Annotated in this window: 23 protein-coding genes; 13 read left to right on the forward strand and 10 right to left on the reverse strand. The window is 73.9% G+C overall.

Annotation, left to right across the window (positions count from 1 at the left end; genetic code table 11):
• Positions 1–22: 22 nt before the first annotated feature.
• Positions 23–1,153 carry a glycoside hydrolase family 27 protein gene (locus ACQPZ4_RS37360; protein ID WP_433046715.1) on the reverse strand — a complete coding sequence of 377 codons (1,131 nt, stop codon included), beginning with the start codon at positions 1,151–1,153 and terminating at the stop codon, positions 23–25.
• Between the two features lie 196 nt (positions 1,154–1,349).
• Here ACQPZ4_RS37360 and ACQPZ4_RS37365 point away from each other — a divergent pair, with 196 nt between their 5' ends.
• Positions 1,350–2,957 (forward strand): restriction endonuclease, encoded by a 1,608-nt coding sequence (locus ACQPZ4_RS37365; protein ID WP_433046718.1) that lies wholly within the window; start codon positions 1,350–1,352, stop codon positions 2,955–2,957.
• A 4-nt stretch (positions 2,958–2,961) separates the two neighbouring features.
• Here ACQPZ4_RS37365 and ACQPZ4_RS37370 read toward each other — a convergent pair whose 3' ends face one another.
• Positions 2,962–3,336 (reverse strand): hypothetical protein, encoded by a 375-nt coding sequence (locus ACQPZ4_RS37370; protein WP_433046721.1) that lies wholly within the window; start codon positions 3,334–3,336, stop codon positions 2,962–2,964.
• 78 nt (positions 3,337–3,414) lie between these two features.
• On the opposite strand from ACQPZ4_RS37370, the gene ACQPZ4_RS37375 reads away from it, so the two are divergent.
• The 3 genes from ACQPZ4_RS37375 to ACQPZ4_RS37385 all read left to right on the forward strand — a co-directional run bounded on the left by ACQPZ4_RS37375 (position 3,415) and on the right by ACQPZ4_RS37385 (position 6,169).
• Positions 3,415–4,179, forward strand: a complete 765-nt coding sequence (locus tag ACQPZ4_RS37375) for an IclR family transcriptional regulator (RefSeq protein WP_433046724.1) — start codon at positions 3,415–3,417, stop codon at positions 4,177–4,179.
• Between the two features lie 126 nt (positions 4,180–4,305).
• Positions 4,306–4,983: a TetR/AcrR family transcriptional regulator gene (locus ACQPZ4_RS37380; RefSeq protein WP_433046727.1), complete on the forward strand. Its 678-nt coding sequence runs from the start codon at positions 4,306–4,308 to the stop codon at positions 4,981–4,983.
• 67 nt (positions 4,984–5,050) lie between these two features.
• On the forward strand, positions 5,051–6,169 hold the full coding sequence (locus ACQPZ4_RS37385; RefSeq protein ID WP_433046729.1) for an FAD-dependent oxidoreductase: 1,119 nt from the start codon (positions 5,051–5,053) through the stop codon (positions 6,167–6,169).
• On the opposite strand, the gene ACQPZ4_RS37390 is transcribed toward ACQPZ4_RS37385, so the two are convergent.
• From ACQPZ4_RS37390 to ACQPZ4_RS37410, 5 genes are all read right to left on the reverse strand, one after another.
• Positions 6,111–6,800, reverse strand: coding sequence for a TetR/AcrR family transcriptional regulator (locus tag ACQPZ4_RS37390; protein ID WP_433046732.1), 690 nt, complete (start codon positions 6,798–6,800; stop codon positions 6,111–6,113). The genes ACQPZ4_RS37385 and ACQPZ4_RS37390 overlap by 59 nt on opposite strands.
• Positions 6,797–8,518 (reverse strand): ABC transporter ATP-binding protein, encoded by a 1,722-nt coding sequence (locus ACQPZ4_RS37395; RefSeq protein ID WP_433046735.1) that lies wholly within the window; start codon positions 8,516–8,518, stop codon positions 6,797–6,799. Before ACQPZ4_RS37395 ends, ACQPZ4_RS37390 begins: the two co-directional genes overlap by 4 nt.
• A complete protein-coding gene (locus tag ACQPZ4_RS37400; protein ID WP_433046738.1) occupies positions 8,515–10,212 on the reverse strand; it encodes an ABC transporter ATP-binding protein in 1,698 nt (565 codons plus the stop codon). Before ACQPZ4_RS37400 ends, ACQPZ4_RS37395 begins: the two co-directional genes overlap by 4 nt.
• Positions 10,209–10,898 (reverse strand): siderophore-interacting protein, encoded by a 690-nt coding sequence (locus tag ACQPZ4_RS37405; RefSeq protein WP_433046741.1) that lies wholly within the window; start codon positions 10,896–10,898, stop codon positions 10,209–10,211. The genes ACQPZ4_RS37400 and ACQPZ4_RS37405 overlap by 4 nt, the downstream gene beginning before the upstream one ends.
• A gap of 144 nt (positions 10,899–11,042) precedes the next feature.
• Positions 11,043–11,618 (reverse strand): polysaccharide deacetylase family protein, encoded by a 576-nt coding sequence (locus tag ACQPZ4_RS37410; protein ID WP_433046744.1) that lies wholly within the window; start codon positions 11,616–11,618, stop codon positions 11,043–11,045.
• A 134-nt stretch (positions 11,619–11,752) separates the two neighbouring features.
• On the opposite strand from ACQPZ4_RS37410, the gene ACQPZ4_RS37415 reads away from it, so the two are divergent.
• From ACQPZ4_RS37415 to ACQPZ4_RS37435, 5 genes are all read left to right on the forward strand, one after another.
• Complete coding sequence (locus ACQPZ4_RS37415) at positions 11,753–12,790, forward strand: LacI family DNA-binding transcriptional regulator (protein WP_433046747.1); 1,038 nt, start codon at positions 11,753–11,755, stop codon at positions 12,788–12,790.
• A gap of 116 nt (positions 12,791–12,906) precedes the next feature.
• Positions 12,907–13,533: a TetR/AcrR family transcriptional regulator gene (locus tag ACQPZ4_RS37420; RefSeq protein ID WP_433046750.1), complete on the forward strand. Its 627-nt coding sequence runs from the start codon at positions 12,907–12,909 to the stop codon at positions 13,531–13,533.
• Between the two features lie 36 nt (positions 13,534–13,569).
• Entirely contained in the window at positions 13,570–14,262 is a 693-nt protein-coding gene (locus tag ACQPZ4_RS37425; protein WP_433046753.1) for a nucleotidyltransferase domain-containing protein, read from the forward strand.
• Positions 14,259–14,840, forward strand: coding sequence for a TetR/AcrR family transcriptional regulator (locus ACQPZ4_RS37430; protein WP_433046756.1), 582 nt, complete (start codon positions 14,259–14,261; stop codon positions 14,838–14,840). Before ACQPZ4_RS37425 ends, ACQPZ4_RS37430 begins: the two co-directional genes overlap by 4 nt.
• Before the next feature lie 64 nt (positions 14,841–14,904).
• Positions 14,905–15,501, forward strand: coding sequence for a GTP cyclohydrolase II (locus ACQPZ4_RS37435; protein ID WP_433046759.1), 597 nt, complete (start codon positions 14,905–14,907; stop codon positions 15,499–15,501).
• 66 nt (positions 15,502–15,567) lie between these two features.
• Here ACQPZ4_RS37435 and ACQPZ4_RS37440 read toward each other — a convergent pair whose 3' ends face one another.
• Positions 15,568–18,483: a BTAD domain-containing putative transcriptional regulator gene (locus ACQPZ4_RS37440; RefSeq protein WP_433046762.1), complete on the reverse strand. Its 2,916-nt coding sequence runs from the start codon at positions 18,481–18,483 to the stop codon at positions 15,568–15,570.
• 20 nt (positions 18,484–18,503) lie between these two features.
• Entirely contained in the window at positions 18,504–19,106 is a 603-nt protein-coding gene (locus ACQPZ4_RS37445) for a dihydrofolate reductase family protein (protein WP_433046765.1), read from the reverse strand.
• A gap of 165 nt (positions 19,107–19,271) precedes the next feature.
• Here ACQPZ4_RS37445 and ACQPZ4_RS37450 point away from each other — a divergent pair, with 165 nt between their 5' ends.
• The 4 genes from ACQPZ4_RS37450 (at position 19,272) to ACQPZ4_RS37465 (ending at position 23,676) form a co-directional block, all read left to right on the forward strand.
• On the forward strand, positions 19,272–20,039 hold the full coding sequence (locus tag ACQPZ4_RS37450; protein WP_433046768.1) for a S1 family peptidase: 768 nt from the start codon (positions 19,272–19,274) through the stop codon (positions 20,037–20,039).
• A 305-nt stretch (positions 20,040–20,344) separates the two neighbouring features.
• Positions 20,345–20,803, forward strand: coding sequence for an SRPBCC family protein (locus tag ACQPZ4_RS37455; protein ID WP_433046771.1), 459 nt, complete (start codon positions 20,345–20,347; stop codon positions 20,801–20,803).
• Between the two features lie 31 nt (positions 20,804–20,834).
• Complete coding sequence (locus ACQPZ4_RS37460) at positions 20,835–22,142, forward strand: substrate-binding domain-containing protein (RefSeq protein WP_433046774.1); 1,308 nt, start codon at positions 20,835–20,837, stop codon at positions 22,140–22,142.
• 97 nt (positions 22,143–22,239) lie between these two features.
• Positions 22,240–23,676: an RICIN domain-containing protein gene (locus ACQPZ4_RS37465; RefSeq protein WP_433046777.1), complete on the forward strand. Its 1,437-nt coding sequence runs from the start codon at positions 22,240–22,242 to the stop codon at positions 23,674–23,676.
• Here the strand turns inward: ACQPZ4_RS37465 and ACQPZ4_RS37470 are convergent.
• The gene (locus ACQPZ4_RS37470) at positions 23,673–24,065 is read right to left on the reverse strand and encodes a nuclear transport factor 2 family protein (RefSeq protein WP_433046780.1); all 393 of its coding nucleotides are present in this window, start codon (positions 24,063–24,065) and stop codon (positions 23,673–23,675) included. The genes ACQPZ4_RS37465 and ACQPZ4_RS37470 overlap by 4 nt on opposite strands.
• Positions 24,066–24,268 lie beyond the last annotated feature (203 nt).

Here is a 24,268-nt window from a genome sequence, read left to right on the forward strand (position 1 = left end):
TCGCAATCAATCAGGCAGCGGGTCATTGCCGGCTGACCCTGTACATGGCCACCCCGTGCGCGGGCACCCGGGCACGGATCGCGGCGACCGTGGTGCCCGCCCACAGGTCGTGGACGGCGGTCGCCCCCGGCACGCTCCAGCCCATGTCGGCGTCGGCGCCGGTCTCGTTGAACAGCAGCACCGCGACGTCCCCGCCCGCCAGGGGCCGGGTCAGCACGTCGAGCCCGTCATGCGAGGCGACCACCGTGCCCGCGCGCCCGAGCGGATCCTGATCGACCGCGATGACGGCCGCGTTTTGCAGATCCGCGACGGTACCGTCGTCAGCTTTCGTGAGGTCCGCCCCGGCGATGAGCGGCGCGGCGAGCATCGCCCACAGGCTGAGTTCCGCCCGTCCCTCGGTGCGCGTCAGCCCGTTGCCGACCTCGAGCATGTCCGGATCGTTCCACCCGCCGGGCCCCGCGTACCCGGACCGCCGCACCGTGGCGTGGAAGACGTCGAGCAGGCTGGCGAAGGTGGGCGCGATGTCGGGCGTGGTGCGCCACAGGTTGCCGTAGCCGCTCCCCCACGCCCAGACCCGATCGGCGCCCCAGTTGCAGATGCTGTAGACGATGGGCCGGCCGGTGTTTTCGAGCGCGTCCCGCATGGCCGCGTAGCGCTGGACCCCGCTGCCGTTGCAGGTGTCGTACTTGAGGTAGTCCACCCCCCAGTCCGCGAACGTCCGCGCGTCCTGCCGCTCGTGCCCGAGACTGCCGGGATACCCGCCGCAGGTCTCGGTCCCGGCGCTCTCGTAGATGCCGAGCCTCATCCCCTTGCCGTGCACGTAGTCGGCGACGGCCTTGATACCGTGCGGAAAGCGCTCGGGATCGGCCTGGAGCCGCCCGTCCGCGTCCCTCGCCTTGGCCATCCAGGCGTCGTCGATGTTGACGTAGACATAGCCGGCGTCGCGCAGCCCGGTTTCGACCATCCTGTCCGCGGTACGCTCGATGAGCGTTTCGCTGACGTCGAGCCCGAAGGCGTTGTAGTCGTTCCACCCCATCGGCGGCGTCAGGGCAAGCCCGTTGTCGAAGCGCGGCGACGGCACGGCGGACGCTCCGAGCACGCCGAGCAGAGCGAGCACGAACAGCAGCGCGCCGGCCCGCCGTACCGTCACCATCCCAGAACCGTAACGGCCCTACCTGGCACCCGGCTTACAGTTCCCTGACTGTCCTCAATGGATGTTCCCGCGACGCATCCCGGAATGGCTCACCACAACGTCGTGCAACCCGACCTGACCGGGCGGTGACGGAGGCAGGGCGGGTCATTACTCTTCGGACCGCTCCGTTTCCAGGAGTCACAGATCGGAGTGGTCCATGGCACGTCGGCGCGGCGTCATCGCTCAGCTTCAGCGGGCCCACGCACAGCAGGTTCGAGCCGCCGAGCAGGCCCAGCGGGCGTACTACCGCCAGCAGCAGGCGCTGCGGCGGGCGGCCGAGCAGGCGGCCAAGGCCGCGCAACGCGCGTCCGCCCACGACGAGCGCGAGCGCAAGCGGCTCTACCTGGAGGCGCGCGCGGCCGAGGTCGCCGCCGACAACGCCGATCTGCAGGCGCGGCTGGAGGAGCTGGACGGCCTGCTGTCCGCGACGCTCGCGATCGACGACCACATCGACCTCGAGCGGCTGAAGGAACCGTTTCGGTTCCCGCCGTTCGACCCCGGGCCGCACGGCGTGCCTGAGCCGCCGCCGGACTGGCGGCGGTTCGAGCCCGCGGCACCGACCGGGCTCGGCAAGATGTTCGGGCAGTCGAAGTACCAGCAGCAACTTGCCGCCGCGCAGTCGCAGTTCCAGCTCGCGCAGAGCCAGCACGCCGCGCGGGAGGCAGATCGGCAGCGCCGGGTCGCGGGCATGTACGCCCAGTACGAGCAGGCCCGCCAAGCCAAGCAGGCGGAGCTCGCGGCCCAGCACGCGGAGATCGACCGGTGGGCGGCCGGGTTGCGCGCCGGCAGTCCCGAGGACGTCGTCGAGTACTTCGGGCTCGTCCTGTCCAACTCCGTGTACCCGGACGACTTCCCGCAGAACTTCCGGATCGCCTACGTGCCGGAGTCGCGCCAGATCGTCGTCGAGTACGAGTTGCCGGCGCTCGGCGTGGTGCCGGCGGTGCTGGACCACCGGTACGTGAAGACGCGGGACGAGGTGACGTCCAAGGCGCGGACGGCCAAGGAGATCAAGGAGCGGTACACCTCCGTCGTGACGCAGGTGACGCTGCGGACGCTGCACGAGCTGTTCGAGGCCGACCGCGGCGGACTGGTCGAGACGGTCGCGTACAACGGGGTCGTCGACACCACCGATCCGCGCACCGGTCAAAGCATCCGGCCGTGCCTGGTCACCGTGCGGGCCACGCGCGAGCAGTTCGAGGCGCTGAACCTCGGCAAGGTGGATCCGGCCGCCTGCTTGCAGTACCTGAGCGCGACGGTGTCGAAGCGGCCGGAGGAGCTCGCGCCGGTGCGGCCGGTCCTCGAATTCGACATGGTGGACAAGCGATTCGTCGACGAGGTCGACGTCCTCGCCGATCTCGACGAGCGGCCGAACCTGCTCCGGCTCACCCCGACTGAGTTCGAGAGCCTGATTCAGAACCTCTTCACGAAGATGGGGCTGGACACCAAGCAGACCCGGCCGTCGCGGGACGGGGGTGTCGACTGCGTCGCGTTCGACGAGCGGCCGATCTTCGGCGGCAAGGTGGTCATCCAGGCCAAGCGGTACCGCAACACCGTCGACGTGTCCGCGGTCCGCGATCTGTTCGGCACGGTGCAGAACGAGGGCGCGTCCAAGGGAATCCTCGTCACGACGAGCGGGTACGGGCCGGCGTCCTACGAGTTCGCCTCGGGTAAGCCGCTGGAACTGCTCGACGGGTCCAACCTGCTGCACCTGCTCGCCGAACACGCCGGGATCAAGGCGCGCATCGACCCGAACGACCTCGACTGAGGCGCTAGCGGATGTAGTGCTCGGGTTCCTCGCTCTCCAGGGCGGCTCGGCCGCGGCGGGTGAGGGTGATCAGTTCGCTCGTGAGGTCCTCGCCGGCCCAGCGCCACAGGATCAGGCGGTTGTGTTCCAGGACCTGGACCGCCTCGTACAGGATCTCGCGGGCCTCGGCCGCCGCCGGTGGGTTGCGCAGGAGGCGGATGCGCAGCTCCGGGACCTGGCGGGCGATCGTCGTCTGCAGCTCCACGAGGTTCATGGTCGGCCGGCCCGGGCGGTCCAGGCGGTGGGCGAAGCCGAGCCAGAGGACGGCCGCGGCCAGGTCGCGCAGGTCAGCCTGCTGCAGGGCGGCTAGGGAGCGGACGCAGTCCAGGCTCGGCGGCATGCGGCCAGGGTAGATCCTTGACGCACCCGCGTGGGGGCGCCAAGCTTTCGGGAGAGCACCCCCGGAGGACGCCGCCACATGACCACCGGACCCGTCTCGGGACGAACCGTGACCAGCCGCGTGCTGAGCCTGCTCGGCGCGTTCAACGGGGATCACCGGCGGCTCAGCCTGTCGCAGATCTCGCGGCGGGCGGGCATGCCGCTCGCGACCACGCACCGGCTCGTCGGGGAGCTCGCCGCCTGGGGGGCGCTGGAGCGGGACGCCGACGGGCGGTACCAGATCGGGCTGCGCCTCTGGGAGGTCGCCGCGCTCGCGCCGCGAAGCCTCGGGCTGCGCGAGGCGGCCATGCCCTACCTCGAGGACCTCTACGAGGCCACCCACCAGCATGTGCAGCTCGCGGTGCTCGAGGGGTCCGACGTCGTCTACGTCGAGCGGCTCTCCGGGCGGGCCGCGCTCGGGGTGCGCAGCCGCGTCGGCGGGCGGCTCCCGGCGCACACGACCGGGGTCGGGCTGGTGCTGCTGGCGCACGCGCCGCTGGCGTTCGTCGAGGAGTACCTGACGCATCCGCTGGTCGCGTTCACCCCGTTGACGATCTCCGATCCCGAGCGGCTGCGCACGACGCTCGCCAAGGTGCGGCGGGCCGGGCATGCCGTGAGCGACCGGCAGGTGCAGATGGACGCCGTCTCGGTTGCCGCACCGGTGCGGGACGTCGAGGGCCGGGTCATCGCGGCGCTGTCGGTCATCGTGCCGTTCGACGGGCTGCAGCCTTCCGCGTTGGTACCGGCCGTGGTCGCCGCCGCCTGCGGGATCTCCCGCACGATCCTGCGCGCCGCCGCCGCCTGACGCGAGCGCACCATCCTGCGCGCCGCCGCCTGACGCGAGCGCACCCATCCTGCGCGCCGCCGCCGCGTACAAGCCGCGCGAGGCTGCGGGTGGACGTTGACGAACGCGTTCGTTACGATCGTGTTCATGAGTCCGCGACGAGTCCCAGTCAGCCGGCGTGAGCGGCCGGCCAAGCCCGCCCTCAGCCGGGAGGGCCTGGTGCAGGCGGCGCTCGCCATCATGCGCGCCGAGGGGCTCGAGAAGGTCACCATGCGGCGGCTGGCCAGTGAGCTCGACACCGGGCCCGCCTCGCTGTACGTGTACGTGCGCAACACCGCCGAGCTGCACGGCGCGCTGCTCGACGACCTGCTGAGCGACGTGCACCCGCCCGGCGCCGGGACGCCCTGGCGGGAGGGGGTGGTCGGGCTGCTCGTGCAGTACACGCGGATCCTGATCGGGCAGCCGAGCCTGGCGCGGTCCGTGCTCACCCTGCGGCCGTCCGGGCCGAACTATGTCCGGCTCATCGACGCACTGCTCGGGCTGCTCCGCGCGGGCGGGGTGCCGCTGCGCCAGGCCGCGTGGGGCGTCGACCTGCTCCTGCAGCTCGCCACGGCCACCGCGGCCGAGCAGGGCACCCGCGACGAGGCCGCGGACCCGGACCATGAGGTGAACCTTCAGGCCATGGCCGTTCGGGAGGCCTCGGCGGACGAGTTCCCCGAGATCGTCCGGGCCCGCGACGAGCTGTTCTCCGGCGACGGGGAGCAGCGCGGGCGGTGGGCGTTCGCCGCGCTGCTGGACGGCATCGCGGGCACCCCCGCGCCCTGAAGGGCTGCCCGCGAAAAACGCATTCGTCACGAACATGTTCGTCACATCACACGAGAGGACCAACGCCATGAACCAGCGCATCGGCATCGTCGGAGGCGGCCTCGGCGGGCTCACGCTCGCCCGGGTCCTGCACGTCAACGGCATCGACGCCACCGTGTACGAGCTCGACGCCTCCGCCGGCGCCCGCACCCAGGGCGGCATGCTCGACATCCACGACTACAACGGGCAGGTCGCCGTCCGCGCGGCGGGGCTGTACGAGGAGTTCCGCGCGATCGTGCACCCCGGCGGCGAGGCCATGCGGGTGCTCGACCGGCACGCGACGGTACACCTGGAGGAGCCCGACACCCGCGACGGCGGCCGCCCCGAGGTCGACCGCGGGCACCTGCGCCAGATGCTCATCGACTCGCTGCCCGAAGGCACGATCCGGTGGGGCAGCAAGCTGACCGCGGCCACGCCGCTCGGCGACGGCCGGCACGAGCTGGCGTTCGCCGACGGCACGACCGAGGTCACCGACCTGCTCGTCGGGGCCGACGGCGCCTGGTCGCGGGTGCGCCCGCTGCTCACCGCGGCGCGGCCGGAGTACGCGGGCGTGACGTTCTTCGACGTCGACCTGCCCGACGCCGACGAGCGGCACCCGGACGCGGCCGAGGTCGTCGGCGCCGGCATGCTGTTCGCGCTCGGGTCCGGCCAGGGCTTCCTGGCCCACCGCGAGACCGACGGCAGCCTGCACATCTACGTCGCGATCAAGGCCCCCGAGGACTGGGCCGCCCAGGCCGGGGACGTTGAAAAGGCGCTGCTGGAGCGGTTCGAAGGCTGGTCGCCCCGGCTGCGCGCGTTCATCACCGAGGCCGCGGCGCCGCTGGTCCCGCGGACCATCAACGTGCTGCCGATCGGGCTGCGCTGGGAGCGGGTGCCGGGCGTGACGCTGCTCGGGGACGCCGCCCACCTCATGTCCCCGTTCGCCGGGGAGGGGGCCAACCTGGCGATGTTCGACGGGGCCGAACTCGCCAAGGCGATCGTGGCGCACCCCGGCGACCTGGCGGCGGCGGTCACCGCGTACGAGGCGGAGCTCTTCCCGCGCGGGGCCGCGGCGGCCGGCGAGGCGCTGCGAAACCTGGAGCTCTGCTTCAGCGACGACGCTCCGCAGAGCCTCCTCGATCAGTTCGCGGCGTACGCGGCCGAGTGAACCGGGTCGCGGCGCCGTCGAGGAGGAGGGCGAGCTTGGCCTCGAACCAGTCGCGCGGGTCGCTGTCGATGATGGTGCGCACGATCGGGGCGTACGCGTCCTGCGAGGTCGACCACACCTCGCGCAGGTTCGAGTGCTGGGCGGCCGTCATGCGCTCCCAGCCGGTGTACGTGTCGGCGGCGAGATCCGTGAGCGTGTCGACCACCAGCACGGCGTCGGCGTCGCTGAAGCCGAGCGACGCCAGGTGCCGGGCCGTGCGGTAGAACACGTCGGTGACGGCGGGCGGGGTGTGGCTGACGGTGCGGATGGTGGAGGCCATCCCGGGGTACCGCGCGAACAGCTCCCAGACCCGCCCGGCCACCGCCTCCGTGTACGGCCGCCACGCCGGGCCCGGGGACGGCCAGTCCGCCGAGCGCACGGCCAGGTCCATGGCCGCGACGAGCAGCGCGTCGCGGTTGCGCACGTGGCGGTACAGGCTCGTGTGCTTGACGCCCAGGCGCTGCGCCACCGTGGCCATCGTGAGCGCGTGGAAGCCCACCTCGAGCGCCGCCCGGGCGATGTCGTCGGCCGAGATGGTCGGCGGGCGGCCGGGCGGGCGCGGGTCTCGCAGCGGAACTGGTCGTGGGCTCACACGGTAATCATCCACCGGCCGGCCCGCGCGCGTTCGCGCCACAGGTCCGCATAGCGGCCGCCCTTGTGCAAGAGCTCCTCGTGGGTACCGCGCTCAGCCACCCGGCCGCCCTCGAGGAACACCACCTGGTCGGCGCCGACCACAGTGGACAGCCGATGGGCGATGACGAGGACGGTGCGGTCGCGGGCCAGCTCGCGCAGGGCGGCCGTGACCCGCGCCTCGCTCGCGGGGTCCAGGGCCGCCGTCGCCTCGTCGAGCAGGATGATCGGCGCGTCCTTGAGCAGCGCCCGGGCGATCGAGACGCGCTGCCGCTCGCCGCCGGACAGGGCCTGGCCGCCCTCGCCCACGCGGGTCGCCCAGCCGTCCGGCATCCGGGCCGCGATCTCGTCGACCCCGGCCAGCTTCGCGGCGGCGTGCACCTCCGCGTCGGTGGCGCCCTCGCGGCCGATGCGGATGTTCTCGGCGATCGTGTCGTCGAAGAGGTACACGTCCTGGAACACCAGCGAGACGAGCGACATCAGCCGCTCGGTGGACAGCTCCCGCACGTCCGCGCCGCCGATGCGCACGGCGCCGCCGCCGACGTCGAAGAACCGGGCCACGAGCCGGGTCACGGTCGTCTTGCCGGAGCCGGACGGGCCGACGAGCGCGGTGACGGTACCCGCGGGCACGGTGAACGAGACGCCGTCGAGCACGGGGCGCTCGTCGTAGCCGAAGCGGACGTCCTCCAGCGCGACGCCCGTCCCGGCCGGCTCGGCTGAGACCGCGGGCGCGGGCAGCGCCGGCGTCTCGAACACCTCGGCGAAGCGCCGCAGGCCGGCCCGCCCGGCGCGGACGGCGGTGCCGAGCTCGGCCGCGAGCGCGAGCGGCTCGGCGCAGCGGGTGGCCAGGGCGAGCAGCGCGACGAGCCGGGGCGCGGACAGGCTGCCGTCCAGGGTCAGGTAGGCGCCGAGGGCGAGCAGCGCGGTGTACGCGGCCTGCACGACGGTCGCGTTGAGCGCGAGGGCGGGCACGATCGCGGTCACCGAGCGGCGCGCGGCGCGGTGCTGGGCGCGCAGCTCGTCGTCGAGCTCCCGGTACCCGCTCGACGCCCCGAAGGCGCGCAGGACCGGCTGGGCGCGGGCGTACTCGACGGCCCGCCCGGCCGCCGCCACCCCGGCCGCGTCCACCTCCCGGTCGGCCCGGTCGCCGGCCGCGGCCACGAACCGGAACGTGACCACGAGCAGCGCGCCGGCCACGGCCAGGGCGAGGCCGAGGCGCCAGTCGAGCACCGCGGCGACGAGCACGACGGTGAGCGGCGTGACGTACGCGGTGACGATCGGCTGCAGCAGGTGCGCGGGCACGCCCATCACCGAGCGGACGCCCTGGATGGCCAGCCGCCCGATCCGCCCCACGCGGTCGGCGGCGAACCAGCCCAGCGGCAGCGCGGCGAGCCGGTCGCCGAGGCGGTGGTACAGCGCGCGGGACAGGTCGAGGCCCACGCGGAAGCCCATCAGCGCCTGGAGGTACAGCAGGATCGCACACACCACCGCGGCCCCGGCGAGCGCGGCGACCCAGCGCGCGGCCGCCGCCGTGTCGCCGGCGAACAGCGCGGTGAGCACGGGCACGATGAGCGCGAACGCGAGGCCCTGGGCGATCGCGGCGGCGACGAGCACGGCGAGGTACCGCCGGGTGCGGGCCGCCGTGGCCGGATCGACCACCCGCAGCAGAAGCCGGATCATGCGTGGCTCCACAACTTCGCGTAGACGCCGCCGGTCTCCAGCAGCTCCGCGTGGGAGCCGCGCTCGGCGATGCGGCCGCCGTCGAGCACGAGAATCTGGTCGGCGGCGGTGATGGTGTGCAGGCGGTGGGCGATGACGAGCACGGCGCGGCCGCGCACGAGCACGCTGAGCGCGTCCTGGATGGCCGCCTCCGACTCGGGATCGGCGTACGCGGTCGCCTCGTCCAGCACCAGGATCGGAGTGTCGGCCAGCAGCGCCCGGGCGATGGTGACCCGCTGCGCCTCGCCGCCGGAGAGGTGGGCGCCGTCGCGGACGACGGTGCGGTACCCGTCCGGCAGCGCCTCGATCCGCTCGTGGATGTTCGCCGCCACCGCCGCCGCCCTGACCTCCTCGTCGCTCGCGCCGGGCCGGCCGAGGCGGATGTTGTCGGCCACGCTCATGCGCAGCAGCGTGGTCTCCTGCAGGACGAGGCCGATCGTGCGGTACAGCCGGGCCGGGTCGATCGCGCGCACGTCGGCCCCGCCGACGCGCACCGCCCCGGAGCCGGCGTCCCAGAACCGGGCGAGCAGTCTGGCCACAGTGGACTTTCCCGAGCCGGACGGGCCGACGAGCGCCGTCACGGTTCCCGGTTCCAGTTTGAAGGTCACGTCTTGTACCGCCAGTGCCCGCCCCCGGTACGCGAAGCTCACCCGGTCGAACTCGACGACCGGCGGCGCCGACGGCTCCGTTGCCTCCCGCGGCACGGGCAGCGGCGGCGTGCCGAGGATGGCCGCGATCCGCCCGGCCGCCTCCCGGGCCTCCTGCAGCGCCCCGACGCCGAAGCCCAGCGCCAGCACGGGCTGGCCGAGCCCCAGCCCGAGCAGCAGGAACGGCAGCAGGTCGACGGGCTCCAGCCAGTCCGCCGCGACCATGCCCGTCCCGGCCGCGAGCACGATCGTGAGCACGGTCGTCGGCGCGATCGCGTTCTGGGCCAGGGCCTCGGTGCGGGTCATCGGCTCGACCCAGCCCCGGAATTTCTCCGCGAACGCGTCGGCCGCCGCGGCGAACCGGCGGTGCGCCCGCCCGGTCTGCCCGAACGTCTTGACGACCGCGATGCCCTCGACGAACTCGACGGTCGCGGCGTTGATCGCCTCGGTGGCCGCGTTCATCTCGGCGAGCTTGCCCGCGTACCCGCGCATCATCGACGCGTACGTGAGCAGGTAGACCGGCAGCGCCGCGGCGGTGACGAGGGCCATCCGCCAGTCGGACCAGAAGAGGTACCCGAGGATGAGCACCGGGGTCAGCGCCGCCCCGACGAGGTCGAGCGCGGCGTGCGCGACGAGGTGGTGCAGCGCGTGCACGTCGTCCTGCACGGCCTGCTTGACCTGCCCGGAGGAGCGCTCGCCGAACCAGCCGAGCGGTACCCGGCCGAGCCGGCGGGCGAGGTCGCGGCGCAGCCCGTACTGCAGGTCGGCGTCGGCGAGGTGGCTCACGGTCGTGGCCGCGCCGACCAGCACCAGCCGCGCGACCAGGCCGCCCGCGCCGGCCAGCACGACCGTCCACACGCGACGGTCGTCGGCCGGTCCGGCGCCGAGCAGCGTGCGGGCCAGCTCCACAACGGCCAGATATGGTACGAGTCCCGCCGCCACCGCCAGCGCCTGCAACCCGGCCGCCGCGGCGAGCCGCGCGCGGACGGGCGCGATGAGCTCCCTCACAGCCCGGCCTTGCCGGTGGCCCAGAACGGCTTGGTGACCACGTCCTGCCGGCGCATGTTCAGGGCGGCGCGGTGCCGCTGGATCGACTGCGCGTGCCCGGCGAGGTACGCCGCGTCGGGCGCCGCGCCGCTGTGCTCCCGCAGCCAGGCGAGCACGGCGTCGCCGGGGTTCGCGGTCCCGGCCAGCACGGTCACCCCGGGAACCAGCGCCGCGGCCGCGGCCAGGTCGGCCTCGGGCACCTCGACCGCGCCGAGCACCTCGGACCCGGCCGGCAGCCCGGCGATCAGGCCCGAGAAGTGCCCGAGCGCGCTGGCGTCGCCCGCGAACAGGTGCCGCGTGCCGGGCCGCAGCCAGGAGCGGTTGCCCGGGCCGAGCACGAGCACCTCGTCGCCGGCGGTGACCGCGCGGACCCAGGTGTCGCCGGGCCCGTGCCCGTGCAGCTGGAAGACGACCTCGATCCGGCCGGCCTCGTCGTCGAACGCGGACGCGGTGTAGTGCCGGAAGTCCCGGGTGGACACCCGGAACTCGATCTCGCTGCCCGGCCCCCACTTCCGCCCGCGCAGCGCGTCGCCCTTGAACGCCATCCGGACGAGCCCGGGCGAGAGCCGGTCCACCGCTTCGACGGTCGCCGGCCGGCCCATCCACCGGGTCATCGGGTCGGCCAGCACACCAGGAAGGCTCGGCATACCGTCTCCTAAGTTAGGGTAGCCTTTCCAATATGCGACGTACTGTTGCAAACTCCGGCGGCGGCGTCAACGGACGAAGGCACGAAAAAAGACGGCGGGTGTGGTGAGCCCCAGCACCACACCCGCCGCGTCCATCGAGGGGCGCTACTCCCCCGTCACGCGCCCCGTCCCCGGATCGATCCGGCCCGGGCGCAGGCCCCGCGCACGCAGGCCGGCGAGGATGCGCGGGACCGCCGCCAGGGTGGCCGGGCAGCGCTCGTGCAGCAGGATGATCTGGCCGTCGGTCAGCTCCGCGGCGGCCGCCACGATGTCGTCCGCACTGGCACCCGCCCAGTCCCGCGAGTCGACGTCCCACAGCACCTCGGTCAGGCCCAGCCGGGCGGCGGCGTCGCGCACGGCCGCGCCGGTGGCGCCGTAGGGCGGGCGGAACAGCCGGGGCTCCACGCCGCCCACCCGGCGCAGGACGGCCTGGGTGCGGCGCATCTCCGCGCGGGCGCGGGCCGGGGTCAGGCGGGTCAGGTCGGGGTGGGACCAGCTGTGGTTGCCGATCCACATGCCGGCGTTGCGGGCCCGGCGCAGCAGCCGCGGGTACGCGCGGGCGTTGCGGCCGATCGCGAACAGCGTCGCCCGCGCGCCGCCCCGGTGCAGGGCGGCCAGCAGCGCCGCGGTGGAGGCCGGGTCGGGGCCGTCGTCGAAGGTCAGGGCGACGTGGCCGGGCATGCGGGCCTCCGGTGTTTCGAAACGATCGGGGGCGTTACCGGAAATGTTGCCTCACGGTACGATCGGCACCGACGTTCGTCAATGGGTCCGCCGACGGGCCGATCGGCGAGACACCGGCGGCCTATGATGCGGGCGTGACCGAGGCGAACTCGCAGGGCAGAGCCGGGCGGCGGACCCGCGGGGCGGTGACCGTGGCGACCATCGCGCGGCTGGCCGGGGTGTCCCCGCCGACGGTCTCGAAAGTTCTGAACGGTCGGTCCGGCATCGCGGTCGACACCCGGGAGCGGGTCGAGGCGCTGCTGCGCGAGCACGGCTACCGGCGCACCGACGCGACCAGCGCGCTGCCGATCGTCGAGGTCGCGTTCTCCGGGCTGGAGAGCCACCTCGCGGTCGAGATCCTGCGCGGGGTCGAGGAGGTGGTGCGCGACCGCGGGCTGACGGTGGGCTTCACCGACCTGCAGGGGCGCGCGCCGCGGGCCGGGCGGCGGACCGCCGACCTGCTGCTCTCGCGCCGGCCGACCGGGGTGATCGCGGTGCACTCGGCGTACCGGGGGCAGTACTACCAGCAGCTCACGGCCAGCGGGGTGCCGCTCGTGGTGGTCGACCCGACGGGCGAGCCGGTGCACGACACCCCCTCGGTCGGGACCACGAACTGGTCGGGCGGGATCGCCGCCGCCCGGCACCTGCTCGACCTCGGCCACCGGCGGATCGGGGTGATCACCGGGCCGCCGCAGTTCATGTGCTCGCGGGCCCGGCTGGAGGCGGCCCGGGCCGCGCTGGAGACGGCCGGCGTCGGGCTGGACCCGGCCCTGGTGCGCAGCGGGCCGTTCGCATTCGAGGACGGCGAGGCGCTCGGCGCGCAGCTCCTCGCGCTGCGCGACCGGCCGACGGCCGTCCTGTGCGGCAACGACCTGCAGGCCATCGGGGTGTACGAGGCGGCGCGCCGGGCCGGCCTGCGGGTCCCCGCCGACCTGAGCGTGGTCGGCTTCGACGACGTCGAGGTGGCGCGCTGGTGCGGGCCGCCGCTGACCACCGTCCGGCAGCCGTTCGCGGGCATGGGCCGGGCCGCCGCCGAGATGGTCCTGCAGCTCGCCGCGGGCCAGCCGGTGGAGCCGTCCCGGGTCGAGCTGGCCACCTCCCTGGTGATCCGGGAGAGCACCGGCCCGGTGTGAAAGGTGCATGGAAACGTTGCCGCGATCTTCCGGAAAGTCCGGGTGAATGCCGAGTGCGATCTTCGGGTACCGTGTCCACATTTCCGAGGGCGGCGGTAGGACCGGGGAGGTGGCGGTTGGCCGAGCGGCCGACCGGGCGCGGCGAGACCTACGGGGGGCAGACCCGTGAGGAACGTGCCGCGGACCGGCGTGAACGGCTGGTCGGAGCGGCGGTGCAGCTGTTCGCGGCCAAGGACTACGACGACGTCACCGTCGCCGATGTGTGCAGCGTGGCCCGGGTCTCGAAGCGGTACTTCTACGACCACTTCGCCGACCGCGAGGCGCTCGCCCTCGCCATCCACCGCGAGGTCAACGGGTGGCTGCTCGACGGGATCGCCGCGGCCGCGCCCCGCGACCCGGCCGGGCTCGACGACGCGCTCCGGCCGATGATCGCGGCCCTCGTGCGCCTGCTCGCCGACAACCCCGAGCGGGCGCGGGTCGTCTACATCAACGCCCCGCGGATGGAGCTGCGCCGGCGGGGAGTCCTGCGCGAGGAGGCGGAGCTGTTCGGGCGGCTGCTGGCGCCGCTGGCGCCGCGGCTTCGGGAGGAGCACGTGCGGTACCAGCGAACGGTTCTGGCCCTTATCGCCGGCGTCTCCGAGGTCCTCATCGACTGGGTCTGGCACGACATGCGGGACCCGGCCGAACCGCTGGTCGAGCATCTGACGGGCCTGTGCGTGGCCCTGCTGCGCTCCGGGAATTGACGCGACAGCGGTGCCGGCGGACGGCACCCTGGCAGCGTGGAGCACACCATCATGCTGCAGGGCATCGTCGGCTCGACCGCCTACGGGCTGGCCGGGCCGGACTCCGACGTCGACCGGCTCGGCCTGTTCGCGGCGCCGACGGTCGCGCTGCTCGGGCTGCACACGCCGGCCGAGTCGCAGGTCAGCCGCGCGCCGGACGTGACGCGGCACGAGGCCGGCAAGTACTGCCGGCTCGCGCTCGGCGGGAACCCGACGGTGTCGGAGCTGATGTGGCTGCCCGCCGAGCTCTACGAGGTGCGCACCGCGTTCGGCGACGAGCTGATCGGCATCCGCGGCGCGTTCCTGTCGGCCAAGCGGATCCGCGACTCGTACCTCGGCTACGCGACCCAGCAGTTCCGCAAGCTCGACAACACTTTCTCCTCCGCGACGGCGGGCCGGACGGCCAAGCACGCCCGCCATCTGCTCCGGCTGTGCTGGCAGGGGCTGCACTTGTACCGCACGGGCGAGCTGCTGATCCGGCTCGAGGATCCGGCCGCGTTCCGCGCGTTCGGCGACAGCGTGGCGGCCGGCGACATCGAGCTCGCGCGGCGGACCCTCGCGCGCTACGAGGCCGACTTCGCGGGGCTTCCGTCGCCGCTGCCGGACCAGCCCGACGAGCGCGCGGTGGAGGACTGGCTGCTGCGGGTACGCCGGGCCAACTACGCACCGGCGGGTACCGTGATCGGATGACCGCTCCGCCGACCCGCCGCCGCGACAGCGCCAAGACGCGGGCGCTGCTGCTGCAGACCGCGCGGCGGCGGTTCGCGCGGGACGGCTACAGCTCCACCACGCTGCGGGACATCGCCGACGAGGCGGGCGTGAACGTGGCGCTGATCGGGCGGTACTTCGAGTCCAAGGAGGGCCTGTTCGAGGCCTGCCTGACCGCCGCCGTCGACGACCTGCGGCGCGAGACGGGCGAGGTGCCGCTGTCCGAGGTGCACCTGGTGATCGCCGACCAGGCCGCGCGGATCGGCCCCGAGGGCCCGCCGAGCCAGCTCATGCTGCTGCTGCGCTCCTCCGGCGACGAGCGGGCCGACGAGATCCGCCGCGGCGTGCTGCGGATGTCGGCCGAGCGCCTCGCCGCCGCCACCGGCAACTCCCCCGGCGACCCGGACACCCTGCTGCGCGCGCAGATGGTGCTCGCCGCCTCCCTCGGCATCGTGCTGCTGCGCTCGGTCGGCGCGATGGAGCCCCTGCAGTCGGCCGACCGCGACGCCCTCGCCGGCCCGCTGCGCGACCTGGTGGCCGCCCTCCTGCCCGGACGTTGACAGGCGCCTCCCTCCGGTCCGATGGTGGGGCCTAGCTCCGCGTCTACCAGGGAAGGGAGTCGACATGGAAAAGGTGACCGCCCGTCTGCGCACGCACGAAGGGCAGTGGCAGTTCAGCTGCTACCCCTTCGATCACCCCGAGACCCCGACGATGGCTCTGGTCATGGGCGAGGTGGTGGGCGCCGACGAGGTCGTCGTGCGCGTGCAGTCCGAGTGCCTGACGGGCCACATCTTCGGGTCGCTGTCGTGCGACTGCTACGAGCAGCTGCACTACGCGCTCGAGCAGATCTCGGCGGCCGGCCGGGGCGTGATCGTGTACCTGCGCCAGGAGGGCCGCGGCATCGGGCTCATGTCGAAGGTGCGGGCCTACGTCCTCCAGCAGACCGAGGGCGCCGACACCGTGGACGCCAACCTCCAGCTCGGGCACGGCATCGACGACCGCTCCTACGAGGAGGCGGTGCACGTGCTGCAGGACCTCGGCGTGGCGAGCGTCGCGCTGCTGTCCAACAACCCGCGCAAGGCGGCCGAGCTGCGCGCCGGGGAGATCGTCGTGGCGAGCGAGGTGCTGCTGCCGACGTTCGACCGGCCGGAGAACAGCCGCTACCTGCAGACCAAGCGGGACCGGCTCGGGCACCGGCTCGACGTGGCCGCACTGGCCTGAGTATCGCCGTGGTACGGCGGCGGTATGCGGGTCCGCCAGACTGGAGCAGGTCGATGTGATCGCAGGTCAGACCGGCGCGCGAACGGGGGCGGCCGGTCCGGCCTGGGTCAGGTCGATGCCGATCGCGCGGTCGAGGGCGACCGCTTCGGTCCGGGCCGTCTCCGCGGCGGCGGGATCGGTCGGGCGCAGCGCGACGGCGAGCCCGGCGAGGGCGCGCGCCTGCTGGAACGGCCACTGCCGGGCCCGCGCCTGCCGCAGCGCCTTGCGGTGGTGGGTGACGGCCTCCGGGAAGCGGCCGAGGAGGCTGAGGGTGGCGCCGATATGGTTGCCGATGAGCGGCTCGAAGTAGTCGTAGTCCAGGGCGCTGGCCTGCCGGTACGCGAGCTGCTGGAGCCGGAGGCCGGCTTCGGGGTCGCCGTTGGCGGCCAGGAGCCGGCCGTAGTCGCTCAGTGCCTCGGCCGCGCCGCCGACGTTGCCGAACTGCTGCTTGAGCCGGATCGCCCAGAGCAGGACGCCGGTAGCCGCGGCCGTCTCGCCGAGGGTGGTGAGCACGCTGCCCAGGGTGCCCAGCGTGATGCTGAGCGTGTCGTCCTTGCGGTCGCGCAGGAGACGCACCGCGGCCAGGAGCATGGGCTTCGCCTCGCGGTCGCGGCCCAGCTCGTGCAGCACGTTCGCGCCCTCGGACAGGGCGACGGCCTCAGCCAGGCGGTCACCGGTCGCCCGGGCCGGCGCGACCGCCTCCTCGGTGGCCCGGACCGCCTCGCCGTGCCGGCCCTCGTGGCGCAGCAGCGTGATCATGTGCGCGCGCATGCTGTCGGCCATCGGCTGGTTCCCGAGCCGGCTGTACAGCGCCAGCGCGCGCTCGACGCTCGCCCGGCACTCGGCGGGGCGGCCGGCCGCGAGGAACAGCGCCCCGGCCATCTTGTGGGTGTCGGCCGCGAGCTCGTCGTCGCCCAGCGCGTCGGCCGCGGCCAGGGCCCGGTCGACCAGGGGCAGGGCATCGCTGTTGCGCCCGGCGACGCTGGCCGGGCGGATCACCATGCGCACCAGCAGCGCGGTGTGCCGGTGGGCGCCGACCGCCTCGGCCACCCCGATCAGCGCGGTGATGGTGGACCAGTTGGCGTAGGTCCAGGTCGCGGCGCTCGCCGCCGAGCCGAAGGGCCGTGGCCGCGGCTGCCACCGGCGGACCTCGCCGCGCCGGCCGGCGTCGGTCAGGACCGACAGATAGGCGTCGAGCATCCGCACCGTGGCCGATGCGCGCTCCTCGTCGCCCACCAGGCTCGCCGCGAAGACCCGCAGAAGATCGTGCAGCCGGTACTGCCCGGGGAGATCGGCCTGCACCAGGTTCGCCTCGACGAGGTCGTCGAGCAGGTCCTCGGTCTCGTCGGCGGGCAGCTCGGCCAGGGCGGCGGCGGCCCACACGGCGAACGCCCCGGCCGGGTGCAGGCCCAGCCTGCGGAACAACCGCTGCCGGGACTCGGACAGGTGCCGGTACGACAGGGCGAACGCGGCCGCCGTGGTGCGCCCCTCGACGCTGACGGTGATCGGCGCCGGGGCGGCCGCGGCCAGCTGGGCCTGCATCATGCCGGGCGTCCACTGCGGCCGGTGCCGCAGCCGGTGCCCGACGAGATGGATCGCGAGGGGCAGCCGCCCGCACAGCGCGACGATCGCCGCCGCGGCCTCCGGGTCGTCGCTGACCCGCTCGTCGGCGGTCTGGCGCAGCAGTTCGACGGCGGCGTCGGGGGCGAGCGGCTCCAGCGAGACGGAGACCGCGCCGCCCTCCGGACTGAGCCGGGCCCGGCTGGTGACCAGCACCAGCGCCTCGCCGCCGGCCGGCAGCAGCGGCTCGATCTGCGCGCTGTCGGCGGCGTTGTCGAGCACGACGACGGCGCGCCGGTCCCGCAGCCGGGCCCGCCACTGGGCGACCCGGTCGGCCGGCTGATCGGGCACTCCGCGCGGATCGGGGTCCAGCTGGCGCAGCAGCGTGCCGAGCGCCTCGTGGGCGGTGAGCGGCGGCTGCTCGCTGTGCCCGCGCAGGTTGATGAACAGCCGGGCGTCGGGGAACCGCTCCCCCGCCGCGTGGGCCGCGGTCAGCGCGAGGGCCGACTTGCCGACCCCGGCCATGCCGTCGATGACCGCGACGACCGGCGCGTCGAGGGCCAGCAGCCGCTCGAGCTCGCCGGACCGCCCGACGAGCCGCTGCGGCGCCCGCGGCAGGAAGCGCGGCGCGTCGGCGGCGCCGGCCCCGACCGGCTCGGCGATGGCGGCCAGGTAGGCGGCCCGGGCCTGCTCGCCCGGATCGATGCCGAGGTCCTCGCGGAGCCGGCGGGCCAGCGACTGGTACACGTCGATCGCCTCGGACCGCCGCCCGTCGCGCACGAACGCGGTCATGAGCAGCGCCGCGAGCCGCTCGCGGACCGGGTGCTCGGCGGCCAGCTGCTGGAGCCGCGGGATGAGCGGCCGGTGCTCGCCCAGCCGCAGCTCCGCGTCGGCGCACTCCTCGACGGCCGCGAGCCGCTGCTCCTCCAGTCCGGCGGCGTGCCCGGCGATGACGGTCCCGGGCAGCCCGGCCAGCGCCGGACCGCGCCACAGGCCGAGGGCCCGCTGGAACGCCTCGACCGCCTCCGCGAGCGCCCCGCCGGCCACGAGCCGCCGCGCGTCGCTCACCCCGGCCGAGAAGCGCACGGCGTCGAGGCTTTCCGCCGGTACGTCCAGCTGGTACCCCGCCGCCACGGTCCGCAGCACCGCCGGGCCGCCGACCCCGTCGATGACGTTCCGTAACCGATGCACGACCGTGCGCAGCTGCTGCCGCGCCGTGCCCGGCGGGTCGTCCCACACGAGGTCGATGAGCTCGTCGGCCCCGACCGGCCGCCCGGCCCGCATCAGCAGCCCGGCCAGCACGAGCCGGTCGCGCAGGCCGCCGATCGGCAGCTGCGCGCCGCTCGCGGTCACGGCGACCGGGCCGAGAATGCTGAACTCCATCGGTCCCAGAGCGTAGCGGTTCAGTCGCGCTGCACGAGATAGCGCAGGTGCGTGACCCGCGTCGCCTGCCGCACCCCCACCTGCTCGAGCCCGATCCGCCCGATCCCCTCGAACAGCCGCCCGCCCCGCCCGAGCAGCACCGGCGCCACGTGCAGCCGCAGCTCGTCGATGAGCCCGGCGGCCAGGCACTGGTTCACGGTCTGGGCCCCGCCGCACACGCTGATGTTGCGCTCGCCGGCCGCCTCCCGGGCCAGCTTCATCGCCTCCGCCAGGCCGTTGGTCACGAAGTGGAAGGTCGTCCCGCCCTCCATCTCCAGCGGCGCGCGCTCGTGGTGGGTCAGCACGAAAACCGGCCCATGGTACGGCGGGTTCGGCCCCCACCACCCCCGCCAGTCCAGGTCCCACGCGCCCCGGTCCGGGCTGAACATGTTGCGCCCCATGATGAACGACCCGGCGTCGGTGATCGCCTCCAGCTCGGCGGTGTTCTCCTCGGCCGTGTCGAACATCCAGCTGTGCAGGTCCTTCTCGACCTCCCCGTCCCCGAACGGCGCCTCGAGCCGCTGATTGAGCCCGGTCACGTACCCGTCCAGTGACGCGGCCATGTCCACGACGACGTTGCCCATGTCCAACCCCTTCCCTGTGGCCTTGCCTCTTGCCCAACGGTCGGAGCCGCCCGCCGGTCCTCGACATCCACCGCGCGGGAAGTATGAGTCAGACGCTATGAGGCTCGCCGGTAGATCGATGCATATCGTTCTCTCCAGACCGTACGAGTTTGGGGAGGGTTCCGGATGGTTCGAAAGGTCCTGGCCGCGCTCGCCGTGGCCGCCGCGATCGTCGGGGTGCTGCCCGGCGGCGCGCACGCCGGCGTCCCGCGGGAGTCGGTCGTGGGCGGCACGCGCGCCGCGCAGGGTGAGTTCCCGTTCATGGTGCGGCTGTCGATGGGGTGCGGCGGCGCGCTGTACAGCAGCCGGCTCGTCCTGACGGCCGCGCACTGCGTCGGGCGCACCGGCACGAACACCAGCATCACGGCCACGCTCGGCGCCGTCGACCTGCAGTCGTCGAGCCGGATCACGGTGCGGTCCAACTACGTGTACCGGGCGCCGGGCTACAACGGCAACGGCAAGGACTGGGCGCTCATCCGCCTCGCGACGCCGGTCACCGGGCTGGCCACGCTCCCGGTCGCGACGAACACCAGCTACAACTCCGGCACGTTCACGATCGTCGGGTGGGGCGCGGCGACCGAGGGCGGCGGGCAGCAGCGGTACCTGCTCAAGGCCACGGTCCCGTTCGTGCCCGACGCCACCTGCGACAACTCCTACCCGGACCTCATCCCGGGCGACGAGATCTGCGCCGGCTACACCTCGGGCGGCGTCGACACGTGCCAGGGCGACTCCGGCGGCCCGATGTTCCGCCGCGACGCGGCCAACGCGTGGCTCCAGGTCGGCATCGTGAGCTGGGGCAACGGCTGTGCACGACCCAACTACCCCGGCGTGTACACCGAGGTCAGCACGTTCGCCGCGCAAATCGCCTCGGCGGCGGCGTCCCTCGGGGGTTAGACCGGCGGGCGCCCCTCGGCGTCGGCCGGCGGGCGCCCCACGGCGTTAGCCCGGCGGGCGCCCCACGGCGTTAGCCCGGCGGGCGCCCCACGGCGTTAGCCCGGCGGGCGCCCCACGGCGTTAGCCCGGCGGGCGCCCCACGGCGTTAGCCCGGCGGGCGCCCCACGGCGTTAGCCCGGCGGGCGCCCCACGGCGTTAGCCCGGCGGGCGCCCCTCGGCGTTAGCCCGGCGGGCGCCCCTCGGCGTTGGGCGGCGGGCGCCCCTCGGCGTTGGGCGGCGGCGTCCCTCGGGGGTTAGATGGGCGGATGACCCGAGTCGTCACCGCCAGCCGTGACATCGCCGCACCGGCCGCCGTGCTCTTCGAGCTCATCGCCGACCCCGCTCAGCAGCCCCGCTGGGACGGCAACGGGAACCTCCAGGAGGCGGCGGCCGGCCAGCGCGTGCGCGCCGTGGGCGAGGTGTTCCGCATGTCGATCACCAGCGGGGCCGTGCGCGAGAACCACGTCGTCGAGTTCGTCGAGGGGCGGCGCATCGCGTGGCGGCCCAGCGAGCCGGGGCAGCCACAGCCGGGGCATCTGTGGCGGTGGGAGCTCGAGCCGCTCGACGACGGCCGGACCCGCGCCACGCACACGTACGACTGGACGCAGCTCACCGACGAGCGCCGCATCCCCAGGGCGCACGAGACCACGGCCGACAAGCTGCAGGCCTCCCTGGACCGCCTCGCCGCCCTCGCGGAGGAGACCGCTCACATCGCGCTTGACTAGGTATCGGCTGGCACCTATGTTAGCGGGTGCCATGGCGGATCGGCTGTTCGGGGTGCAGCGCCACGAGCGGCTGCTGAGCGAGCTGCGCCGCTCCGGCTCGGTGCGGGTCGCGGCGCTCGCCCGGGAACTCGGCGTCAGTGAGCTCACCATCCGCCGGGACATCGCCGCCCTCGCCTCGCGCAACCTCGTCACCCGCGTCCACGGCGGGGCCACGCTGCCCCGCGACGCGCCCCGGGCCGCGCGACCGGCGCGGACGCGGTTCACCGTCGGCATGGTCGTACCGTCGCTCGACTTCTCCTGGCCGCCGATCGTGGCCGGAGCCCGGGCGGCGGCGGCCGCGCTCGGGGTGACGCTGCGGCTGCGCGGCTCCGCGGGCGACCCGGAGGAGGACCGCCGGCAGATCACCGGGCTGGCCGGCGAGGTGCACGGGCTGCTGCTCGCGCCCGCCCTCGACGCCGCGATGGCCGGCTGGATCGGCCGGCTGCCGGTGCCGGCCGTGCTGGTCGAGCGGGAGCCGAGCCGGTGGACCGCCACCCCGCGGCAGCTGGAGTGGGTGCGCTGCGACCATGCGCTCGGGGCCGAGATCGCGGTGCACCACCTGCACGAGCGCGGCCACCGCCGGATCGGGCTGGCCCTGGGCTCGGACGCCTCGCACGCCTCGCACGCCCCGGACACGCCGGGCACGCCGAGCTCGCCGCACACCCCGCACGCCCCGGGCACGCCGAGCTCGCCGCACACCCCGCACGCCCCGGGCACGCCGAGCTCGCCGCACACCCCGCACGCCCCGGGCACGCCGAGCTCGCCGCACACCCCGCACGCCCCGGGCACGCCGAGCTCGCCGCACACCCCGCACGCCCCGGGCACGCCAGGCACGCCGGGCACGCCACACACCCCGGGCACGCCAGGCACGCCGCACGCCCCGGACGCCCCGGCTGGGCAGCTCCGGGCGGGCTGGCGGGCCGCCTGCGCCGAGCTGGGCGTCGACGGTCCGATCCTCGCCGGTGGGACCGTCCGCGACCTGCTGGCCGAGGTCCGGCGGGCGGGGCTGACGGCACTGGTCGTACACGGCGAACCCGACGCGGCGGCCGTGGCCCGGGGGTGTGCCGAGCACGGGGTCGTCATCCCCGGCGACCTGGCCCTGATCGCGTACGACGACGACACCGCCCATCTCGCCGAGCCCGCCCTGACCGCGGTGCGCCCGCCCAGGCACCACGTCGGCCGCCTGGCCGTCGAGCTGATCGTGTCGCGGCTCCTGGACGGCGACCGGCGGCCCTCGCAGCGTGTGCTGGTCGCGCCCGAGCTGGTGGAGCGGCACTCGTCGCGGGCTGTTCGGTTCTGAACGGTTCTGACCTTCTGCGTTCGGATCGTGGCGCCCGCCGCCCTCGTCCATTCCGATGTCATACGGACATTGACATCGATGGATCGAAGGTGCTCGCATGCGAAGCCCGATCGCGGCGCTGGCCGCGGCTCTCCTGCTCACGGCCGGCGCCGTGGTCGCCCTGGCCACGCCCGCCCAGGCCGCCACCGCCGACTTCCGCGGGGTCAACTGGGCCGACCAGCGGGACAACTTCGTCAACGACACGCTCGTGCTCGGCGGGCTGAGTACCTCCGACAGCTACGCGACCACGCAGACCAAGGCGGACCGGATCCTCACGGGCTTCCAGAACAACCTGGGCGCGAACACGGTACGGATGCCGGTGAACTACCCCACCGTGTCGGGCGCCTACTGGAGCTCCTACACCGGCGCCATCGACAAGGCCACGAGCAAGGGCATGCGGGTCATCCTCAGCTACTGGGAGGCCGACAACTCGCGCGACGGCCTGGTCGACAACCTGTCCCAGTTCTGGTCGATGTGGTCCACCATCGTCACGAAATACCAGAGCAACGCCGGCGTGTACTTCGAGCCGATGAACGAGCCGCACGGCTACTCCGACGCCGACTGGAAGAACGTCGCGGCCCAATGGCTCGCGAACTACCCCGGCGTGCCGCGCGGGCGGGTCATCGTGAGCGGTGCGGGGTACAACCAGAGGATCACGACGATCGGGGACGACAGCCGCTTCTCCGGCACCCTCATCTCCCGGCACACGTACCAGTTCTTCGACACCGGCCGGCTCACCGAGGACGCGTGGCGGGAGAGCCTGCGCACGAGCGTCGGCCCCTACGCGAGCCGCACGCTCGTCACCGAGTTCGGCGCGCCGATGACCGACGGGCGCAACTACGACGCACCGTCCACTTCGGACAGCTTCGTGGCCTTCATCCGCGGCACGGCGGCCGAGGCCCGGGCGCTGGGGATGGGCACCGTGTACTGGCCGGGCGTGCGCACCGCCGACCCGTACCGCCTCCAGGAGCTGACCGGAAGCGGAACGAACCTGAGCGTGTCGACCACGAACAGCTCGGGCCGCGACCAGCTGCGCTACTCGTGGGGCCTGGACGGCGGCGCCAACACCCCGCTGGCCCATTACCGGGTCACGAACCGCAACAGCGGCCGGGTGATGGACGTCGTCGGCTCGTCGATCGCGAACAGCGCGGAGGTCAAGCAGTACGCGGCCAACGGCGGCGCCAACCAGCAGTGGTCCTTCGAGGACGCGGGCGGCGGCTACGTGCGCGTCGTCAACCGCTACAGCGGCAAGTGCCTCGATGTCGCCGGCGCCTCGACGGCCGACGGCGCCAATGTCATCCAGTACACCTGCGCGGCGGGCAGCACCAACCAGCAGTGGCGCTGGCAGGCGAGCGGCAGCTACTTCCAGCTGATCGCCCGCCACAGCGGCCGCTGCCTCGACGTCGTCGGCGCGGGGACGGGCGACGGGGTGGACATCTCGCAGTACACGTGCAATGGGGGCAACAACCAGCTCTGGTCGCGCACCGCGGTCTAGCCCTGCACGGCCTCGCGCTTGATCTGGTCGAACTGGGCGGCCATCGCCTTACCCAGCGCCTGCACGGCCGACGACGGGCGGACCATGACGGTCAGCTCGTCGATCCGGCCGTGCTCGTCCAGGTGCGGGAAGTCGCACCCCTCGACCGCCACGTCCCCGATCCGCGTGGCGAACACGAGCGCATGTTCCCGCCCGCCGTCACCGCTCAACTCGCGCACGTACCGGAAGTCCTCGAACACCCGCAGCACCCCGCGCAGGATGGCGGCGACCATGGCCCGCCCCTCGTACGGCCGGAACGCCACCGGACTCCGGAACACCACGTTGTCGGCCAGGCACGCGGCCATGGCCTCGGGATCGCGCGCCTCGACGGCCCGGCGGAAGTCGGTCACCGGCCGAGCATAGACCGCCGACCGGAACGCCCAGCCCCGTCCGGTGGCGCGAGTGACGATGCGGGCTGTCGCGCCGCCGCCGGAAACATCGCCCCGGTGCAAAGGAAACCCGGTGCAAAAGGAAACCCGGTGTACGAAGGCACCCCGGTGCGAGAGGTCACCCCGGTGCAAGAAGGCACTCCGGCGCACGAGGTGACCCGGTG

It is taken from the genome of Dactylosporangium sp. CS-033363 (assembly GCF_050942475.1).
Lineage (GTDB): Bacteria > Actinomycetota > Actinomycetes > Mycobacteriales > Micromonosporaceae > Dactylosporangium.